Here is a 16,565-nt window from a genome sequence, read left to right as displayed (position 1 = left end):
AAAAAACGGAATTGTTGGTCCGTTTAGGGGCGGCACCAGAAGCGGACCGACTGTTCCAAATCTAAACGGACCGACTGTTCCGCGTAGGGTATGATCGTGACATGACCGACGCCGCAACCCCTCTGATCAGGAAGGACGCCGCGCGCAACCGTGCCCTGCTGCTGGAGGCGGCCGAGGATCTCTACGCCACCGTGGGGCTGAGCGTGACCTTGAAGGACGTCGCCCGCCATGCAGGTGTGGGCGTCGGCACCGTCTACCGGCACTTCCCGACCAAGGACGATCTGCTGGACGCGCTTTTCGCCGACCGGCTCGCCAGCGCGACCGACAGCGCCCGGAAGGCGGCCGCCGACCCCGACGGGTGGCGCGGCCTGGTCCGCTACCTCGAAGACTCCATGAACATGCAGGTCGGCAACTGCGGCCTGCGCGGACTGGTGGTCTGCACCGCGCCCAGCAGCCCGCTGGCGGTCAGGTCCCGCGAGGAGATCGCGCCGCTGGTGCAGCAGATGGTCGCCAAGGCCCACCAGCAGGGCACGCTGCGCCCCGACTTCGAGGCCGCCGATGTCTACTACATCCAGATCGCCCTGGCCGCGATCATCGAAGCGACCTACCACACGGATCCGTACCTGTACCGCCACCACCTCAAGCTGTTCATCGAGGGCATGCGCGCGGGCGGGCACCGCGAGCCGCTGCCGGACTCACCTGAGTCCCTGTAGCGCGAAAGGTCGTCGGCGGCCCAAGGCGGCAGCGCACCTAGGGCACCGCCCCGCCCTGCGATCCCGCAGAGCGCTCAGTCGGCGAGGTCCAAGCGGGTCCAGGTCGAGGGTGAACCGGCCGTAGGGGGTGACGTGCGCCCAGAGCAGGGGCGACAGGCCGCGCCGGTCGTCTTCGGACAGCTTCGCGGCCCAGGCGGGGTCGCGCAGGACGGCCTGCAGGAGCTGGGTGTTGATGAACACCAGCGAGGACCGGCAGGTGCAGGGCGAGCATCTCACCGAACCGACACCAGCTTCAGCCCGCTACCGCCAGAATCCGTTCCGATCCTCCTCGCGGGCCTGCCGCACCAGCGGGGCTCCCGCCCAGCGGCCGGCAGCCATCCGCATCGGAACGGCCAGTCACGATAAGACGAGCCCGCCGGGCTCCTCAACGTGACTGGCCGTTCGGTTGCTGCTCAAGGGCCGTTCCTGGCCGCGGCCGCCGACGCCGACGACCGCCCCGGCCAGCTGCGCACCACCGCCCTGCTCGGAGTCATGCTCAGCGGTGCGTCAGGAACGGCAGCAGCCGACTGATCTCGTGGTCGACTGCCTCCTGTTGGGCTGGCGATAGAGGCCGGAACGGCGTGAGCCGTACCTGGCCTGCGGTGAAAGACCAGGTGCCGTGGGCGGGGTGAAAGGCGTCGGTCGGGGCGGCGCTGACGGCGACCGATGAGCGGGTACCCCAGCCGCCCCACGACGCGGTGGCCGGATCGTGGATGAGCGGGGTACGTAGTTCGATCTCTCCGGCCAGGATCCGGCCGTCGCGGTCCGGGTGCAGGCTCGCCAGGTGCCTGGCGAGATCCTTTCTGGGCAGCGGCCCGGTCCGCAGCAGGGCGTCTCCCCGGGCCACCAGCGTTTCGGGGTCGAGCCCGGCGTTGTTGCGCCGGAGGCACGCTGGTGCTCGCCGATGAGATCCTCACCAGCGACTCCTCGAGGTTCTGGCCGGCCGATGACTGGGAGCCGGGCCGCCCGCAGCACGCCTTCGACAAGCAGTTCGTCCGCGACTGGTCTTCCACCCTCGACTGGGACCGCACGCCTCCCGGGCCCGCCATCCCGGACCACATCGTGGAGGCCACCCAGTCCCGCTACATCGAGGTGTATGAGCGCATCACCGGCCAGACCTGGAAGGGATGACCATGACCCAGTACTACGACCCCCAGCGGCTCGTCCGCGAGGTCCAGGCGCTGCTGCGCACCTATGGTCTCGACCCGGAGTCGGTCGCCGGCGAGCCTGGCCTCGCGGAGGCCGGCGCCGGGATGCTGCTGCGGGGTCTGGGCATCACCCCGGCGCTGGATGGCGTCGACGCCCTGGCCCGGGCCATGGACAAGCCCTGGACAGAGGCGGACGCACGATAGATCAACGATGAAGGAGTCCCCGGTCATCTTGGCCGGGAACTCCTTCACATCAGCCGCAATGCCCTCCTTCAGTCGGCATTGCGGCCATTATTTTCTGGAGCTATCCCGATCCGAACTGGGGGCGGGTAGCGATGACCGAACAGGCTGTCCCTGCACAATCGGCTGCTCAGCAGGGACAGAGAGCGCTTTGGCTACGGGCGGCGGATGGTGATGCGCTGCCCGTCGGGCATCTCCAGCACCCGATCCCCCAAGGGGGCGGTCAGGTGGATCTGCGTGCTCTGCTCGGTATCGATGCCGGCGACATTCTCAAAAGGGCTTCCTTCGCAGACGTCTTTGAGGTAGACGCCGATGGTGACGCGTTGATCCGTCTCTGTGACCTCGGTGTCGTCGACGGCCGTGCATACCTTTCCATCGATGAGATCCCCGGGGAACAGGACGGTCAGTGTCCGCTCATCCGGCTGGACTACTGCTTCGGTGACCACTGCTAGCCGCTTGCTGTGCAGACATCCCGCAGTGAGCAGGCCACAGAGCGCTACCATTGCGGCCAGCCGGAGCGCGCCACCGCGGTGGCGGCTCATTGGGCGATCCCGGTTTTCGTGGTCCGCTTGATGCTGCCGGGCATGGCGTTGACCGCATGGCGGATGTCGGTGAAGTAGTGACGGCAGTTCAGGAAGAAGTTCGCTTCCTGAAGGGCGGTGCCGCCGCTGGTGATACCGCGGGCGACGACTCGTCCGTCCTCTGGGCGGATGGTGTAGACCGGAGATCCGGAATCGCCTCCGATGATGCACTTGCCGGAGGTTTTCTCGCCGATGACCAGGTATTTGGCTTCATCGCCGTCCTTGTAGGTGATGGTCTCGCCTATGTCGACCACTTTCCAGCCGCAGGTTTCTCCGGTCATCTTTCCCGAGACGCAGTATCGGTCACCGACCTTCGCATACTTCCTGTACACCCCAGAGACGTAACGGCGTTGGGTGGAGGTAGCGCCCCCGATCCAGATCGAGGCCGATCCGCCCCTCGGATATTTGGTGAGGTAGACCAGCGCCAGATCACCGCGGTATTTCGGTTGTCCTTGCAGCTTCACGGTGCCGTTGGGACCGTAGGTGTCGTAAGCGACCAGGCCCAGATCTGTGATGTTGGTGTCGTAGCAGTGGCCGGCGCCCAACATGGCCGGAGTCGTGCCGTCCATCCAGGCGAACCCGGTCGTGCACGGGCTGGCGGCGGCCCCTCCGGCGATGTAGTCACCGATGTCGTTGTTGCGCGATTCGGTCTTGACCGGCACCTGGCCAGGATCGATCAATCGAATGGCGACCTTGTCCAGGCCGTAGCGGGCGGCCAGAGCCTGACGTGTCTCCACGCTGGCGCTGGTGGCCTGCACCACCACACGGTTGCGCTCCGGCTGCACCCCGGTGATGTAGATGGCATCGGCGCCGGGAAGCTGCGTGGCGTCGAGGCCGGCGATCTCATCGGCGATCGCCTGCAATGCTCCAGCGCTGTACTTGGCGTTGGCCACCGCCGAGGCGATGCTGTAGGAGACGGTGGTGCCCGCTGAGGTGTCCGGAGTTTCTGCGGCGTCACCTTCCTCAGAAGCTTCCACCGCACCGGGAACGGTCGGATCGTCGCTGCCTTCACCGGTGGCGGCCTGGCCGGAGAGGGTCTTGGCCGCCAGCGTCTGCCCAGCGGTAGTCACTGCCGGGGTGATGAGCTGGCCGGTCTCGGCATCGGCATACGGCTGGGCCAGGTCGGCCGGGTTGGCCTCGGCGGCGTCGATCGCCTTGTCCAGGGCGGCCGAGAGGGTGTCCGACATCTGCGGCACATCCTCGCCGTTGCCGCGGAAGACCTCCACGCCGTCGGGGCCGGCTGGGGCGACGATGCCCTGGTCTTCGTACTTGACCACCAGGGTGGGCCGGTTTCCGCCGGCGAATTCGGCCGAGTGGAACATCCGCCAGTTGGTGGTGTCGTTCTCGTTGGCCGCGCGCATCTGCAGGCCGTGGTTGGCCGCGCCGTTCGCCCAGTCGGCCACGATGCCCTCGATCGACCACCACAGCCATTCTTCCTTGCAGTTGGGCGCGCCGTAGGAGGCGCGGTTGGTGACCGCGTCCTCAGTGGTGGTGGCCGGCTGGGCCGACAAGGTGACCTTGGTCCAGGCTGCGGTGACGCGGCGGGCCTGGATGCCGGAGCCGACGACCATGCCGCAGGCGTTGGACTTGTAGCTCCACAGCTTCAAGTCGGCATTGAGGATGGCCTTGCCGAGCAGGGGGGTGGTGTCGAACTTCAGGTAGGTGCGGGCGACCTTGGCGCCAGAGCCGAACTTGCCGGCGTGCAGCCAGGTGGAGGCGTTGCCGGGGCTGGGGTAGTCGGTGGAGACGAAGGCGTCGGTGGTGAGCGCCAGGGAGGTCCACGGGTCGATGCGCACCGGGTAGCGCACATCCGGGTCGTTCAGGAAGGTGGCATCCGGGCGCAGTACCAGCACCTGCTGGCCGCGTTCGGTGGCGATTTCGGTGTCGACTACCGCGCGCTGGCCGGCATCGGGAGAGTCCTCGGCAGCGGCGTCCCACATCTGCGGGTCCGGCGCCGTACCGATCAGGTCGCCGTTGGTGTCGGTCAGCTCCAGGCGGCCCTCGCCGCGCTTGGCGCCCTTGGCGGCTTTGCGATCGAGCTTCATGCCGGTCAGCTCCAGCGGCATGCGGATCTCTACCGGGCCGGTGGGGCGCTTGCGCAGCACCACATCGTGGGTGAAGCCGGTCGACAGGGCGGTGACGACCAGGTCACCGCCGGGGATGACGTCGGCGAAGGTCGCGGTGTCGCCCTCGACGGTCGGCGTGGGCAGGTTCTTGGCCCAGCGCACCCCGAAGGCGTTGCCGTTGCCGTGCCGCAGGCGCAGGAATGGGCCCGTGCCGCCGGTGGAGATCTCCACCTCGGCCTTGGCGACCTTGGGCTTGAGCACTCCATCGCTCTGAGTGAGGGTGGTGTCGATGTCGCGCCAGGCGCCGCCGCGCTGGAGGCGGATCGGGCCGGCATACAGCTCGGTCTTGAGCGTCTGGTCGGGCATGGCCCAGGTGGTGGACTGCTCGGCGAGCAGTGCATCGACGCGTACCGGGCGGCCGTGTTCGCGGGCGGCCTTCTTGGCGGCGTTCTTGTCGTGGGCCGAGGTAGCGGTGGCCTCGGTGCTCGCGGCTGGCTGCGGGTCAGCCGCGGCGGATCCGACGGAGGTCGCCATGCCCATGGATGTCAGGGCGGCCACGGCGAGCGCGGCAGCGCCCCGGCGCAGATGCCGGGGCGCGGATGGAGATGTGGTCACAAAGGTCCCTCACTCGGTGTGACAGAGCACCGCAACCTTATGTCCGTTTTATGCATGTTTTTAACATAATGCATAGTTTTGTCGAATGGAGAGGCTCTGTTGGGGAAAGATCAAGCAACGCAGCCTCGTTTCACTACATAAAGTCATGGAAGGCAAACCTGATGTCGCCTCCATGTCAACTTCAGCCAGGACTTCTCACCGCCCGCCTGCTGTATGGGCAGTTGGAGGTTGTCCTGCGCCCTACGCCGGCTGTATCGAACGCCTCAGCCGCTAAGAGCTCCTAACGCAATGAGCTGAGGCGGCGCCAGCAGATCAGGGCGCAGGCCAGCTTGAGGAAGGCCTCGTGGATGTCGGCGCGGACCTCCCAGCGGATCCGCAGGCGGCGGAAAGATGCAACAGGGCAAAGGCCTGCTCCACGACCCAGCGCTGTTCACCCAGGCCGGAGCCGTGTTCCGTACCACGCCGAGCGATCAGCGGCCGGATCTGCAGCTCGCGCACGAGCCGGCGGTACTTGTCGTGGTCGTAGCCGCGGTCGGCCAGCACGACCTCCGGCCGCTGCCGGGGGCGGCCGCGTTTGCCACGCACCTTGGGGATGGCCTGCAGCAGCGGCATCAACTGGGTGACATCGTTGCGGTTGGCGCCGGTCATGATGACGGCGAGCGGGATGCCGGTGGCCTCGGTGATCAGATGGTGCTTGCTGCCGGCCCGTCCCGATCGACCGGCGACGGGCCGGTCTGCGCCCCCCTTTTAACGCTCTGACGTGGGAGGAGTCCACCACGGCCCGGGAGAAGTCGAGGGCGTCGGCCGCTCTCAGGCGGTCCAGGAGCACCTCGTGCAGACGCTGCCAGACGCCGGCGTCGTTCCACTCCTTCAGCCGCCGCCAGCACGTCATGCCCGAGCCGTAGCCCAGCTCCTGCGGCAGATGCTCCCAGGAGATGCCGGTGTGCAGCACGAACAAGATGCCCTGCAGCGCCAGGCGGTCATCCAACCGCTTACGTCCTGGCCAGCGGGTACGGCGCGCCTTCTTCGGCAGCAGCGGCTCGATGACCGTCCACAGCTCGTCACTGACCTCCCACGGCTTCAGCCGTGCCACCCTGCTGCTCCTCTCGCCGCCGCTACAGCGAGAGATCAAAGCACAACGGAGGTCATTCTGTTAGGAGCTCTTAGTGCGGGCATCCCGGAAATCCTCGTGGCTGGGGTGGCCGGAGTGTCCCTTAACGAGCTAGCCACTTATCGGCAGTTCCGGAAAGGGGGGCAGACCAAGTAAGCCGGAAAGGGGCCAACCGCAGGTCAGAGGGCATGACCGGGGTCCGACCGCTCTGATCAGTGCCGGCGCCGGGGTGGAGTCAGGTGCTTTTGTGCGTGCACAACGCCGGCCGCTCCCAGATGGCCCTGGGGCTGTTTCAGCACCTGGCCGGCGAGCACGCCCTGGCCTGGTCGGGCGGCTCGGAGTTCGCCAGTGAGATCAACCCGGCCGCAGTTGAGTCCATGGCCGAGATCGGCATCGACATCTCCCGTGAGTTCCCCAAGCCGTGGACCGAGGAGATCGTCCGCGCCGCCGACGTGGTGGTCACCATGGGCTGCGGGGACGCCTGCCCGATCTTCCCCGGCAAGCGCTACCTGGACTGGGAGCTGGCCGATCCGGCAGGCAAGAGTGCCGAGCAGGTGCGCCCGATCCGCGAGGAGATCGAGCGGCGCGTGCGCACCCTGCTCGCCGAACTCGACGTCCCCGTCGCGTAGGCCCACCTCACTGCACCTGCACGCATAGACGCCTGCCAATATAGATGGCAGCAGAAACCGCCGCCGCTCGGCGCGAGCAAGGGGAGACGATGGAGCCACTGCAGATCGCCGGATGCAGCTCACCGCTGGCCCGCCAGCCGCTCGGCGCCGACCAGGCGGCCGCCTTGGCGCGGGTGTTCAAGGCGCTGGGGGATCCGGTCCGGCTGCGCATCGTCTCGATCGTGGCCAGCCACGTCGACGGCGAGGCCTGCGTGTGCGACCTGACCGCCGCTTTCGAGTTGTCCCAGCCGACCATCAGCCACCACCTGAAGGTCCTGAAAGACGTCGGCCTGCTCACCGCCGAGCGCCGGGCGTCCTGGGTGTATTACCGGGTGGTCCCCGAGATGCTGGCCGAGCTGTCGGGCCTCCTCGGTCTCCCGGCTTCCGCCGGAGCGGTCGCGTGATCCCGCTGGCGCGCCGCGTGCTGGCCGAGTTCCTCGGCACCGCGCTGCTGGTGGCTGTGGTGGTCGGCTCCGGCATCATGGCCCACAGCCTGTCGCCGAACGATGTGGGCCTGCAGCTGCTGGAGAACGCCATCGCCACGGTGTTCGGCCTGGGCGTGCTGATCGTGGTGCTCGGCCCGGTCTCCGGTGCGCACTTCAACCCGGTGGTCTCGGCCGCCGAGTGGTGGCAGGCGCGCCGTACCGGCACCGGGCTGAGTGCGCGTGAGCTGGCCGCCTACATCCCGGCGCAGATCGGCGGGGCGATCGCCGGAGCAGTGCTGGCTAACGCCATGTTCGACCAGCCGGCCATCAGCTGGGCGAGCACCGAGCGCACCGCAAGCCACCTGTGGCTGGGCGAGGGTGTGGCCACCGCCGGCCTGGTCTTGGTGATCTTCGGCCTGGTGCGCGCCGGCCGTACGGCGATGGCGCCGGTGGCGGTCGCCGGCTACATCGGCGCGGCCTACTGGTTCACCTCCTCCACCAGCTTCGCCAACCCGGCCGTCACCGTCGGCCGGGCGTTTTCTGACTCCTTCGCCGGCATCGCCCCGGCCTCGGTGCCCGGCTTCGTCGTCGCCCAGCTGGCGGGCGGGGTGATCGGCCTGCTGCTGGTGACCGGCTTGTTCGGCCGCCCCGCCGTCGGGGCGCGGCAGGAGGCGGTCGTGCCGCATCCGGCCTCCCGGCCCTGAGCGCCCTCGGCCGCTGCCGGGCGGCGCAGGACGCTCAAAGGGGGAAGTGTCTGCCGCATCGTGCGGCCTGGAGAAAAGACTGTGAGAGTGATGAGTGACAAGCCCAGCGTGTTGTTCGTATGCGTGCACAACGCCGGACGCTCCCAGATGGCCGCCGGCTGGCTGGCCCTCCTGGCCGGTGAGGCGATCGAGGTCCGCTCGGCCGGTTCGGCCCCGGCCGAGACCATCAACCCCGTGGCCGTCGAGGCGATGGCCGAGGTCGGCATCGACATCACCGGCGCGCGCCCGAAGGTGCTGACCACCGAGGCGGTGCAGGACTCCGATGTGGTGATCACCATGGGCTGCGGGGACGCCTGCCCGATCTTCCCCGGCAAGCGCTATGAGGACTGGAAGCTGGACGATCCGGCCGGCCAGGGCATCGAGGCGGTCAGGGCGATCCGCGATGAGATCCGTACCCGGATCGAGCAGCTCATCGCCGAGCTGCTGCCCGCCTGACCCCTTCTGCGGTCCCATTCGCGGCAGTCGCCTCGAGCCGCCCACCGGCGGGGCGGCTGCCACGTCGTGTGCCGGTTTGCTGACGATTCGTCGCCTGTCTCCTCTACGGTGATCACACGGGGCCGCCCGGACTCCCGCACGGTCACAGGAGACCTGAATCGCTCATGCTCTACAGCCCGCGCCGCCTGGAGGCGCTGCTCGGCAACCCGCTGCATCTGGTCACCTATGAGCAGATCGCCGGCCTGGTCGGCAACCCGGACGCCCGTGAGGCCGAGGACCTGGACTACAAGCGCCTGTATCCCTCCGGCGAGGAGGGCAAGGACGACATCGCCATCGACATCGCCACCTTCGCTAACCACCTCGGCGGTTTGATCATCATCGGCATGGCCGAGACCCGCGAGATCCCCTCGGCCGCGCTGGGAGTGGAGCTGGCCGGACTAGAGAACCGCATCCGCCAGGCCGGGGCCTCCCGCATCCATCCGATGCCCTGCTTCGACCCTCGCCCCGTTCCGCACCCGGAGGATGCGAGCAGAGGCTTCCTGCTGGTCGCGATCCCGCCCAGCGCGCTGGCGCCGCACGCGGTGTCGGTTCCGGCCAAGAAGGACAGCGGTCTGCGCTGGCCGCGCCGGCACGGCGCGGACAAGGTGTGGCTGAGCGAGTCGGAGATCGCCGCGGCCTACCGGCGCCGCGTCATGGCCGCCACCGACCAGGCCGCCCGGATGGCCGAGGTGGAAAAGAACGCGCTCGCCACGACGGCGGCCACCAGCGCCCGCAGCAGCTATCCGCTGCCGCTGCTGGTCGTCACCTTGGTGCCCGATCTGCCCGGGGATCTGCTCATGGACGGCTACACGGTGCAGGCTTTTCGGGAGCGCACCGCAGACGACGTCGCAATGATCGGTGCCTTCACGCCCACCTTCCACGAGGTCGGCGTGGCGCACCGGCGGCTGATCGCCGAGGCCGGCGCCGAGACCCCGCTGGCGGTGCGCGCCGAGCTGTACACCGACGGATCCGGCACCTTCAGCGTGCACCCTCAGCGGCTGTCGCCTCCGAGCAAGGAGACCTACCGGGTGCGGGTGCTGGATGCCGAGCTGGTGGTGCGCACCGCCAGCGCGCTGCGCTATCTGGCCCGCCACGCCCGGGACCGGGCTGGGGTCAACGGGGCCGCGCTGCTGCGGGTGATGCTGGTGGCCGACACCCACCTGCACCCCGAGGTGGTGCCGATCGCGCCCTCGACCAAATGGCCGTATGACAACCCCGACATCGTGCGCTACCGGCTGACCCTGAACACCCCCACCGCCGACGAAGACCAGCCGCTGGGCACCCGCCTGTGCCGCCTGGCCTACGGCGAGTCGGTGGCATGGCTGGACGATCTGGCCGATGACGGCCAGCCGCTGGCCCGAGCCACGGCCCATCTGGTCGGGGACCTGCTGCAGACCTTCGGCGTCCCGGAGAACCGGCAGATCCGCCGGGACGGGAGCCTCAACGCCCAAGCATGGGGCCCGCACTGGAAAGCGATGAAACGGTGGGCGGAGGCGACCGGCGTCACGGTGGCCGGCGAATCCCCGCTGTGAGCGCGGGCACCCTTGCGGCGAACGGCCGTCCTGCGCTCACCGCTGCCGGAGGATCTGTGCCGCCATCGCCTTCGCTGCGGCCCGCGCCGATCAGCCTAGTCGGGGCGGGACCGGCCCAGTCGCCGTTGCCGAGCAGTCTCAGCCGGGCCTTGCCTCGGCGGCGCTGGCGGGGCTTGGCTAGGTGAGGAGGAGTTCGAAGGCGACGGCGGGACGGCCGCCGAAGCGCTGTCCCGCCTGCTCGGCCATGGTGGTGAGCAGGCCGCGGGCATCGGCCATCCAGTTGCCCGGACCCAGGCCGTCCAGGTAGGCGCGGTGGGCCTCCAGGGAGGCGATCGCGACCTCGAGGGTGGCGGTGATGTCGACCGCGTGGGTGGCGTGCGGCGAGCCCGCCACGGCGGCGTAGCGCACCCCGTTCCACGGCGGCAAGCCCAGGTCGGCAAACAGGTGCCGGTTGCCGGCGTCGCCGATCGCATCCAGCGCGGCGCGGCCGGTGGCGCGGTGGTCGGGGGTGTTCCAGCGCGGCCCTGGCCAGGTGTCGTGGTGGTTGAAGGTGAGCACCAGGTGCGGGCGGTGGCGGCGGATGGCCGCGGCCAGATCGCGGCGCAACCGCGGCCCGTACTCGATCAGCCCGTCGGGATGGTCGAGGAACTCCACCGAGGTGACCCCGACGATCGCGGCGCTGTCGCGCTGTTCGGCCTCGCGGACTTTTGCGCACTGCTCGGGGTCCATGCCGTCGATGCCGGCTTCGCCGCGGGTGGCCAGCAGGTAGGCGACCTGTTTGCCGGCGACGCTCCAGGCCGCCACCGCGCCGGCGGCGCCGTACTCCAGGTCATCGGGGTGGGCCACGATGGCCAGCGCCCGCTCCCAGTCCACCGGCAGGGGAACCAGGTCGCCGGGTTGCACCGCCGGGGCGGCCGGTGGTGCGGTGACGCCGGCTCGGGCCGGGGTGGGGGGCGGGGTGGTCGTCATCGCGCTCTCCTGGGGGGATCGGTGGACGTCGCCTGATTAGATGATTTTGGAATCAACTCCACCCTGCCGCTTGATTTGATGAATGTCAACTTAAACAAGTATCGAATCAAGTGGCGAGGTGTTCGCGTCGTGGCCGCAGGGGTTGTTCAGCTTCCGGCCGCGGCCTCGCGCCGGGAGACAGCGACGGGAGCGTCAGAGGGTGAGATCAGGCGGTGAGGTGGCGCATGATCTGCGCCACCGTCGCCTTGGCGCTGCGTCCGGCGCCGATCAGCGTCGCGGAGGCGGGGCCGGTCCAGTCGCCGTAGCCGAGCAGGTGCAGGCGCATCTCGGCGAGGGCGCGGGTGCCATCGACCGGGATCGTCCCGCCGGGCTTGCGCAGCTTCAGCGGAGCCAGATGGGCCAGGGCGGGCCGAAACCCGGTGCACCAGATGATGGCGTCACAGCCTAGGGTGGTGCCGTCGGAGAAGGCCACACCATCTGGGGTGAGGCGGGTGAACATCGGCTCGGCCTTGAGCGCGCCGCGCTCCCGGGCCTGGCGCACCGGCGAGACGGCGACGATGTCGCCCAGCTCGCCGATGGCGGGCGCATCGGGACAGCGGGCGCGGCGGCTGGCCAGGTCGAACAGGGCGCGTCCGTCGACCTCATCGGGCAGCAGCCGCGGCGGGCGCAACGTCACCCAGGTGGTCTCGGCGACGGTGGAGACCTCGGCGAGGATCTGCGCGGCGGAGTTGCCACCGCCCACCACGACCACCCTCATGTCCCGCAAGGGCTCGGGGCCGAGGTAGGTGGCGGTATGCAGCTGGCGGCCGCGAAAGACATCGCGACCGGCATAGTGCGGCACGTACGGCCGCCCCCAGGTACCGGTCGCGCTGATGACGATGCGGGCCCGCCAGGTGCCGGCGCCGGTCTCCACCGCCAGCCGCTCACCGGCCTCACGCACCGCCCGCACCGCTGCGGGCCGGATGACCGGCAGGTCGTAGCGCTGCTCGTAGTCGGTCAGGTAGGCGACCACGTCGGCAGCGCTGGGGTAGCCGCCGCCCTCGGGGATGGGCATCATCCGCCCCGGCAGCGAGCTGTACTGAGCCGGGGAGAACAGCCGCAAGGACGGCCAGGCGTGCCGCCAGGCCCCGCCCGGCTGCTCTTGAGCGTCCAGGATGACGAAGTCGGCCCCGGCCCGGCGCAGGTAGTACCCGGCCGCCAGGCCCGCTTGGCCGCCGCCGATGACGGCGACATCAACAGCACCGGCCGGCTGGGAGGCGCCGGTCATCGGTGCACTCATACGGTGGTGAGCTCGATGTCCACCGGGCCGCCGGAGGCGGGCGCGGGCTCGGCCAGCGGAGCGAACAGCGCGCCCAGCCGGTTCACCACCGCCGGGACGATCCAGTAATAGACCCAGGTGCCGCGCCGCTCGCAATCGATCAATCCGGCCGTCCGGAGCACCTTCAGGTGGTGGGAGATGGTCGGGGCGGTCAGCTCGAAGGCGTCGGTCAGATCGCACACGCACGCCTCGCCGCCGGCGTGGGAGCCGATCATCGACAGCAGCCGCAGCCGGACCGGGTCGGCGACCGCCTTGAGCAGCACCGCCAGCTCGGCCGCCTCGGCCTCGGCCAGCGGCTCGCGGGCGATCGGCGCGCAGCAGGCGGTGGTGGGGGCACTCACGAGGGGACTCCTTACTTTGACGCTTCTCGAAATGGTATGTGGTGGTAGGTGGTCAGCGCGACTGCGGCGATCGCGCAGCCGACAGCCACCGCGGCCATGACCCCGCTGTAGCCGGCCGCCTGGGCCAGCGTGAGCGCGCCCAGCGGGGCGGCGGCCTTGGCGGCGACGGAGAACATGGCGATCCTGCCGGACATGGTGGCATAGGCGGTGGTGCCGTAGCGGTCGACGATCAGGTGGGGCAGCGTGATGGAGGCGATGCCGAAGCCGAGGCCGAAGCCCAGTACGCAGCCGACCGCGCCCGCGACCGTCCGCCCGGCCAGCGGCAGCAGCGCCGCGGCCACACTCTGCAGGGCGAAGAGCGCCGCGGCGATGAGCGCGGCGGGCAGCCGGGTCTGCAGGCCGGTGGTCAGCAGGCGCCCGGTCACCGACAGCACGCCCAGCAGCCCGGCCAGCGTGGCGGCCAGCACCGGGGGATGGCCCAGGTGGATCAGGTAGCCGACCAGCAGCACTGCCACGGTGGCCGCGGCGCCGCCGTTGGCGGTGAAGGCGGCCACCAGCAGCCAAAACGGACGCGCCCGGATGGCGTGGCCGACGATGGCGGCGCGCTGTTCGGCTGCGGCGGGCGCGCGGGCGGTGCGCTCACGGCGGCGCAGCACCAGCGCGTGCAGCGGGATCGCAGCCGCCCCGTAGACCAAGGCCAGGATCACCAGGGCCTGGCGCCAGCCGAAGTGCTCCACCAGCAGGCCGGACAGCGGCAGGAAGATGGTGGAGGCGAAGCCGGCCACGACGGTCAGCGCCAGCAGCGCATTCGCCCGGCCGCGCGCCTGGCCGTCGAACCAGGCCACGATAACGGCGAAGGCGCTCTGGTAGAGCACCATGGCGCTGGCGACGCCGATGACGGCGAAGACCGCATACAGCTGGATGAGGGTGTGCACCTGCGACCAGGCCAGCACGGCGATCGTGCCGAGGACCGATCCGGCGCTCATCAGGCCGCGGCCGCCGCGAGCGTCCAGATGGCGGCCGGCCGGGGGTGCGCACAGTGCCGAGACCAGTACCGAGATCGTCAGGGCGGCGGCGATCTGGGCGGCGCCGGCGCCCAGATCGGCCGCCATGGGCAGCAGGAAGACCGAGAAGGCGTAGTAGAGCACGCCGTAGCCGATGGTCTGGGTGATGGCCAGGGCCGCGACGATCCGCACGCCGTGGCGCCGGGAATGCAGCCCGCCGCCTGTGGTGGCGGAGGCGGCGGTCCCGGTGGTCGCGGCGGCGGTGGAGCTCACGTGCGTCCGCCGAAGCAGGAGATCAGGCGGCGGCCGTCGGCCGTTGCGCTCCAGCGGCCGCCGGTGTCGGTGATGAAGCCCTGGGCGGCCAGCCGCCAGGCCAGGGCGCCGGCCAGGCGGGTGATCGCCGGGGCGTGGCCGGGGGTGGAGGCGGCGGGCCGGGCACGGGCCAGCCGCCGGCCGCGCTCGCAGATCAGGCGCAGGGCCTGTTGCTGCGGTGCGGTGACGTAGCCGTCGGACATGGCCGCATCTGGCCCTTTCTTGGAGTGATGGTGCTGCGGGTCAGCCGCAGCAGCCGCCCCCGGCGGTGGCGGAGACGGTCGCCAGGGGCAGCGGGGTGGCCAGCAGCCCGCCGCTGATCCCGGTGGCCAAGCCGACCCGTGCCTCCTGGGCTTCGGCGAGATTGGCCGAGCACACGCCGGTCTCCGGCAGCTCCAGCTGCACGTCCCGGGCGGCCTGCCAGTCCCCGGCGATGGCGGCGACCACCGAGCGCACCTGCTCATATCCGGTGGCCATCAGGAAGGTCGGGGCCCGGCCGTAACTCTTCACCCCCACGGCGTAGTAACCGGCCTCGGGGTGGGCCAGCTCGTCGGCGCCGTGCGCGGGCACGGTGCCGCAGGAGTGGTGGTTGGGGTCGATCAGCGGGGCCAGCGCCCGGGTGGAGCCGAGGATCGCATCCAGGTCCAGACGCAGCTCGGCGGCGATGGCGTGGTCGGGACGGTAGCCGGTGGCGGCCACGATCCGCTCGGCCACCGCCTTCCGCTCCTGTCCCGACGGGTCGCGGCTGATCACCGTCACGGTGTCACCGTCGGCGGTGAGGGTGTGGGTGAAGAAGCCGGTCAGCAGCGTGATGCGACCGGACTCCACCAGAGCGTGCAGTCGGGTGCCGAGCGCACCGCGGGCGGGCAGCGCGTCGGCCGCGCCGCCGCCGTAGCTGCGACTCGCACTCCCGGCGCGAATCGCCCAGGTGACGCGGGTGCCCGGTGCTTCGTCGGCGAGCGCGGCCAGGGTGAGCAGGGTGGTGGCCGCGGAGTGCCCGGCGCCCACCACCAGAGTGTGCTTGCCGGCGTAGTGCTCACGGTCCGTGCCGAGCACATCCGGGAGGGCGTGGTCGATGTAGGCGGCGGCCTCGCTCTCGCCGTGGGCGGGCAGGCCGGAGGCGCCCAGCACGTTCGGGGTGGTCCAGGTGCCGGAGGCGTCCACGATCGCGCGGGCGGCGATCTCGCCGCCGTCGGCCAGGCGGATCAGGAAGGGTGCCTGCTCGCGGCCGGCGGTGCGCAGCCGGTCGTATCCGGCCCGGCTGATGCCGGTCACCTTCGCGCCCAAGCGCAGGTACGGGGCGATGGCCGGATGGGCGGCCAGCGGGGCCAGGTAGTCCTCGATCAGCTCGGCGCCGGTGGGCAGCCAGTCCTCATCGGGAGCGCTCCAGCCGTGCGCCTGGAGCAGTCGGCGGGCGGCGGCGTCGATGTCGTACTTCCACGGGCTGAAGGTGCGCACATGCCCCCACTGCGCGATCGAGGCGCCCACCTGGGAGCCGGCCTCCAGCACCACGAAGTCCAGGCCGCGCGTCGCCAGGTGGGCGGCGGCGGCCAGACCCACCGGGCCGGCGCCGATCACCACGACCGGCAGGTGCGCCAGCTCGGGTGCGATTGCGACCGGCTCGGTGCGGGCAGCTGAGGCGCTCTGGGTGGCGGGAGCGCTCTGGGCGATCGGTACGGCCTGCGCGCTTCGTTCGGCGGGGGCGGCCGGGCCGCAGCATCCACTACTCATGATCGTTCCTTTCGGGTTCGGGTGATGGCCGGGATTCAGCGGGCGAACCAGGCCGCGGTGCGGGCGCGCTCGATGACCGCCTCAGCCCGGCAGACCTGGTCGCAGACGGCGCCGGTGGCCTCGTCGAAGGAGACGCTCACGGGAGCCGGACGGCGGCGCAGCAGAGAGCGCATCTCACACCTCGTGTTTCGAAGCTTGTCTAAGTAGTGCCCAGCTTGCCATCCTGATTAGAGAGATGTCAAATTAGGTGGCCGTCTAATTTTTGAGGTCCAGAGGTGCATCCCTTCGCCGGATCCGCCGTCTACTCCGGTGAAGTCCTTTTCCTGACGATGGAGGATCCGCCATGACCACGACCGATGCCACCGACACCGCGCCCTGCTGCTCGGCCACGACGCTGCAGAGCTGCTGTGAGCCCGCAGACAAGGGCGCCTGCTGCGGCACCCCGGCCGACACCTCGGCCCAGGATGCGGCCCCGGTGCCCAGCAGCTGCGGCCGCCGGTAACCCCCCCCCCCC

General features: G+C 70.1%; 19 protein-coding genes and 2 pseudogenes. 9 read left to right on the top strand and 12 right to left on the bottom strand.

Going from position 1 to position 16,565, the window contains the following annotated elements:
• Positions 1–101: 101 nt before the first annotated feature.
• Positions 102–713, top strand: a complete 612-nt coding sequence (locus tag Plo01_RS23040; RefSeq protein ID WP_203892751.1) for a TetR/AcrR family transcriptional regulator — start codon at positions 102–104, stop codon at positions 711–713.
• Here Plo01_RS23040 and Plo01_RS23035 read toward each other — a convergent pair.
• Together Plo01_RS23035 and Plo01_RS23030 are read right to left on the bottom strand one after the other, a co-directional pair.
• Positions 696–953 carry a Tn3 family transposase gene (locus tag Plo01_RS23035; RefSeq protein WP_203892750.1) on the bottom strand — a complete coding sequence of 86 codons (258 nt, stop codon included), beginning with the start codon at positions 951–953 and terminating at the stop codon, positions 696–698. The two genes, Plo01_RS23040 and Plo01_RS23035, sit on opposite strands and share 18 nt — an antisense overlap.
• Positions 954–1,248: 295 nt before the next feature.
• Complete coding sequence (locus Plo01_RS23030; RefSeq protein WP_203892749.1) at positions 1,249–1,599, bottom strand: hypothetical protein; 351 nt, start codon at positions 1,597–1,599, stop codon at positions 1,249–1,251.
• Between the two features lie 38 nt (positions 1,600–1,637).
• Between Plo01_RS23030 and Plo01_RS23025 the strand changes: the two are divergent.
• Together Plo01_RS23025 and Plo01_RS23020 are read left to right on the top strand one after the other, a co-directional pair.
• A pseudogene (locus Plo01_RS23025) lies at positions 1,638–1,883 on the top strand (phosphoribosylaminoimidazolesuccinocarboxamide synthase); the annotation flags it as partial.
• 2 nt (positions 1,884–1,885) lie between these two features.
• Positions 1,886–2,104: a hypothetical protein gene (locus Plo01_RS23020; RefSeq protein ID WP_203892748.1), complete on the top strand. Its 219-nt coding sequence runs from the start codon at positions 1,886–1,888 to the stop codon at positions 2,102–2,104.
• A gap of 191 nt (positions 2,105–2,295) precedes the next feature.
• Here the strand turns inward: Plo01_RS23020 and Plo01_RS23015 are convergent, their stop codons facing one another.
• The 3 genes and pseudogenes from Plo01_RS23015 to Plo01_RS23005 form a co-directional block, all read right to left on the bottom strand.
• Positions 2,296–2,682 carry a hypothetical protein gene (locus Plo01_RS23015; protein ID WP_203892747.1) on the bottom strand — a complete coding sequence of 129 codons (387 nt, stop codon included), beginning with the start codon at positions 2,680–2,682 and terminating at the stop codon, positions 2,296–2,298.
• On the bottom strand, positions 2,679–5,402 hold the full coding sequence (locus Plo01_RS23010) for a DNRLRE domain-containing protein (protein WP_203892746.1): 2,724 nt from the start codon (positions 5,400–5,402) through the stop codon (positions 2,679–2,681). Before Plo01_RS23010 ends, Plo01_RS23015 begins: the two co-directional genes overlap by 4 nt.
• Positions 5,403–5,682: 280 nt before the next feature.
• A pseudogene (locus tag Plo01_RS23005) lies at positions 5,683–6,495 on the bottom strand (IS5 family transposase).
• A 269-nt stretch (positions 6,496–6,764) separates the two neighbouring features.
• On the opposite strand from Plo01_RS23005, the gene Plo01_RS23000 reads away from it, so the two are divergent.
• The 5 genes from Plo01_RS23000 (at position 6,765) to Plo01_RS22980 (ending at position 10,376) form a co-directional block, all read left to right on the top strand.
• Positions 6,765–7,142, top strand: a complete 378-nt coding sequence (locus Plo01_RS23000; RefSeq protein WP_275415412.1) for an arsenate reductase ArsC — start codon at positions 6,765–6,767, stop codon at positions 7,140–7,142.
• 89 nt (positions 7,143–7,231) lie between these two features.
• Positions 7,232–7,585, top strand: coding sequence for an ArsR/SmtB family transcription factor (locus Plo01_RS22995; RefSeq protein WP_203892745.1), 354 nt, complete (start codon positions 7,232–7,234; stop codon positions 7,583–7,585).
• The gene (locus Plo01_RS22990) at positions 7,582–8,310 is read left to right on the top strand and encodes an aquaporin (protein ID WP_203892744.1); all 729 of its coding nucleotides are present in this window, start codon (positions 7,582–7,584) and stop codon (positions 8,308–8,310) included. Before Plo01_RS22995 ends, Plo01_RS22990 begins: the two co-directional genes overlap by 4 nt.
• Positions 8,311–8,400: 90 nt before the next feature.
• The gene (locus Plo01_RS22985) at positions 8,401–8,805 is read left to right on the top strand and encodes an arsenate reductase ArsC (RefSeq protein ID WP_203892743.1); all 405 of its coding nucleotides are present in this window, start codon (positions 8,401–8,403) and stop codon (positions 8,803–8,805) included.
• A 164-nt stretch (positions 8,806–8,969) separates the two neighbouring features.
• Positions 8,970–10,376: an AlbA family DNA-binding domain-containing protein gene (locus Plo01_RS22980; RefSeq protein ID WP_203892742.1), complete on the top strand. Its 1,407-nt coding sequence runs from the start codon at positions 8,970–8,972 to the stop codon at positions 10,374–10,376.
• A gap of 177 nt (positions 10,377–10,553) precedes the next feature.
• Here Plo01_RS22980 and Plo01_RS22975 read toward each other — a convergent pair whose 3' ends face one another.
• From Plo01_RS22975 to Plo01_RS22945, 7 genes are all read right to left on the bottom strand, one after another.
• Complete coding sequence (locus Plo01_RS22975; protein ID WP_203892741.1) at positions 10,554–11,345, bottom strand: PIG-L deacetylase family protein; 792 nt, start codon at positions 11,343–11,345, stop codon at positions 10,554–10,556.
• Between the two features lie 205 nt (positions 11,346–11,550).
• Positions 11,551–12,612: an ArsO family NAD(P)H-dependent flavin-containing monooxygenase gene (locus Plo01_RS22970; protein ID WP_203892740.1), complete on the bottom strand. Its 1,062-nt coding sequence runs from the start codon at positions 12,610–12,612 to the stop codon at positions 11,551–11,553.
• Between the two features lie 8 nt (positions 12,613–12,620).
• A complete protein-coding gene (locus Plo01_RS22965; RefSeq protein ID WP_203892739.1) occupies positions 12,621–13,004 on the bottom strand; it encodes an ArsR/SmtB family transcription factor in 384 nt (127 codons plus the stop codon).
• 11 nt (positions 13,005–13,015) lie between these two features.
• Positions 13,016–14,281, bottom strand: coding sequence for an MFS transporter (locus Plo01_RS22960; protein ID WP_239316872.1), 1,266 nt, complete (start codon positions 14,279–14,281; stop codon positions 13,016–13,018).
• Entirely contained in the window at positions 14,278–14,523 is a 246-nt protein-coding gene (locus tag Plo01_RS22955) for a hypothetical protein (protein ID WP_203892738.1), read from the bottom strand. Before Plo01_RS22955 ends, Plo01_RS22960 begins: the two co-directional genes overlap by 4 nt.
• A gap of 40 nt (positions 14,524–14,563) precedes the next feature.
• Entirely contained in the window at positions 14,564–16,051 is a 1,488-nt protein-coding gene (locus tag Plo01_RS22950; RefSeq protein WP_203892737.1) for an FAD-dependent oxidoreductase, read from the bottom strand.
• A 35-nt stretch (positions 16,052–16,086) separates the two neighbouring features.
• Complete coding sequence (locus tag Plo01_RS22945) at positions 16,087–16,224, bottom strand: hypothetical protein (RefSeq protein ID WP_203892736.1); 138 nt, start codon at positions 16,222–16,224, stop codon at positions 16,087–16,089.
• A 170-nt stretch (positions 16,225–16,394) separates the two neighbouring features.
• Between Plo01_RS22945 and Plo01_RS22940 the strand changes: the two genes are divergently transcribed.
• Positions 16,395–16,553 carry a hypothetical protein gene (locus tag Plo01_RS22940; protein ID WP_203892735.1) on the top strand — a complete coding sequence of 53 codons (159 nt, stop codon included), beginning with the start codon at positions 16,395–16,397 and terminating at the stop codon, positions 16,551–16,553.
• The last annotated feature ends 12 nt before the right edge of the window (positions 16,554–16,565 follow it).

Origin of the sequence: Planobispora longispora, from assembly GCF_016863135.1 — a bacterium.
Taxonomy (GTDB): Bacteria; Actinomycetota; Actinomycetes; order Streptosporangiales; family Streptosporangiaceae; genus Planobispora; species Planobispora longispora.
This window is presented reverse-complemented; position numbering and strand designations above follow the sequence as displayed.

What these genes read in the sequence shown, in the direction of transcription:
- Plo01_RS23040 (WP_203892751.1), top strand. Translation starts at nt 102, where the DNA reads ATGACCGACGCCGCAACCCCTCTGATCAGGAAGGACGCCGCGCGCAAC.
- Plo01_RS22975 (WP_203892741.1), bottom strand. Translation starts at nt 11,345, where the DNA reads ATGACGACCACCCCGCCCCCCACCCCGGCCCGAGCCGGCGTCACCGCA.
- Plo01_RS22950 (WP_203892737.1), bottom strand. Translation starts at nt 16,051, where the DNA reads ATGAGTAGTGGATGCTGCGGCCCGGCCGCCCCCGCCGAACGAAGCGCG.
- Plo01_RS22995 (WP_203892745.1), top strand. Translation starts at nt 7,232, where the DNA reads ATGGAGCCACTGCAGATCGCCGGATGCAGCTCACCGCTGGCCCGCCAG.
- Plo01_RS23015 (WP_203892747.1), bottom strand. Translation starts at nt 2,682, where the DNA reads ATGAGCCGCCACCGCGGTGGCGCGCTCCGGCTGGCCGCAATGGTAGCG.
- Plo01_RS22955 (WP_203892738.1), bottom strand. Translation starts at nt 14,523, where the DNA reads ATGTCCGACGGCTACGTCACCGCACCGCAGCAACAGGCCCTGCGCCTG.
- Plo01_RS22970 (WP_203892740.1), bottom strand. Translation starts at nt 12,612, where the DNA reads ATGACCGGCGCCTCCCAGCCGGCCGGTGCTGTTGATGTCGCCGTCATC.
- Plo01_RS22985 (WP_203892743.1), top strand. Translation starts at nt 8,401, where the DNA reads ATGAGTGACAAGCCCAGCGTGTTGTTCGTATGCGTGCACAACGCCGGA.
- Plo01_RS23020 (WP_203892748.1), top strand. Translation starts at nt 1,886, where the DNA reads ATGACCCAGTACTACGACCCCCAGCGGCTCGTCCGCGAGGTCCAGGCG.
- Plo01_RS22945 (WP_203892736.1), bottom strand. Translation starts at nt 16,224, where the DNA reads ATGCGCTCTCTGCTGCGCCGCCGTCCGGCTCCCGTGAGCGTCTCCTTC.
- Plo01_RS22940 (WP_203892735.1), top strand. Translation starts at nt 16,395, where the DNA reads ATGACCACGACCGATGCCACCGACACCGCGCCCTGCTGCTCGGCCACG.
- Plo01_RS22980 (WP_203892742.1), top strand. Translation starts at nt 8,970, where the DNA reads ATGCTCTACAGCCCGCGCCGCCTGGAGGCGCTGCTCGGCAACCCGCTG.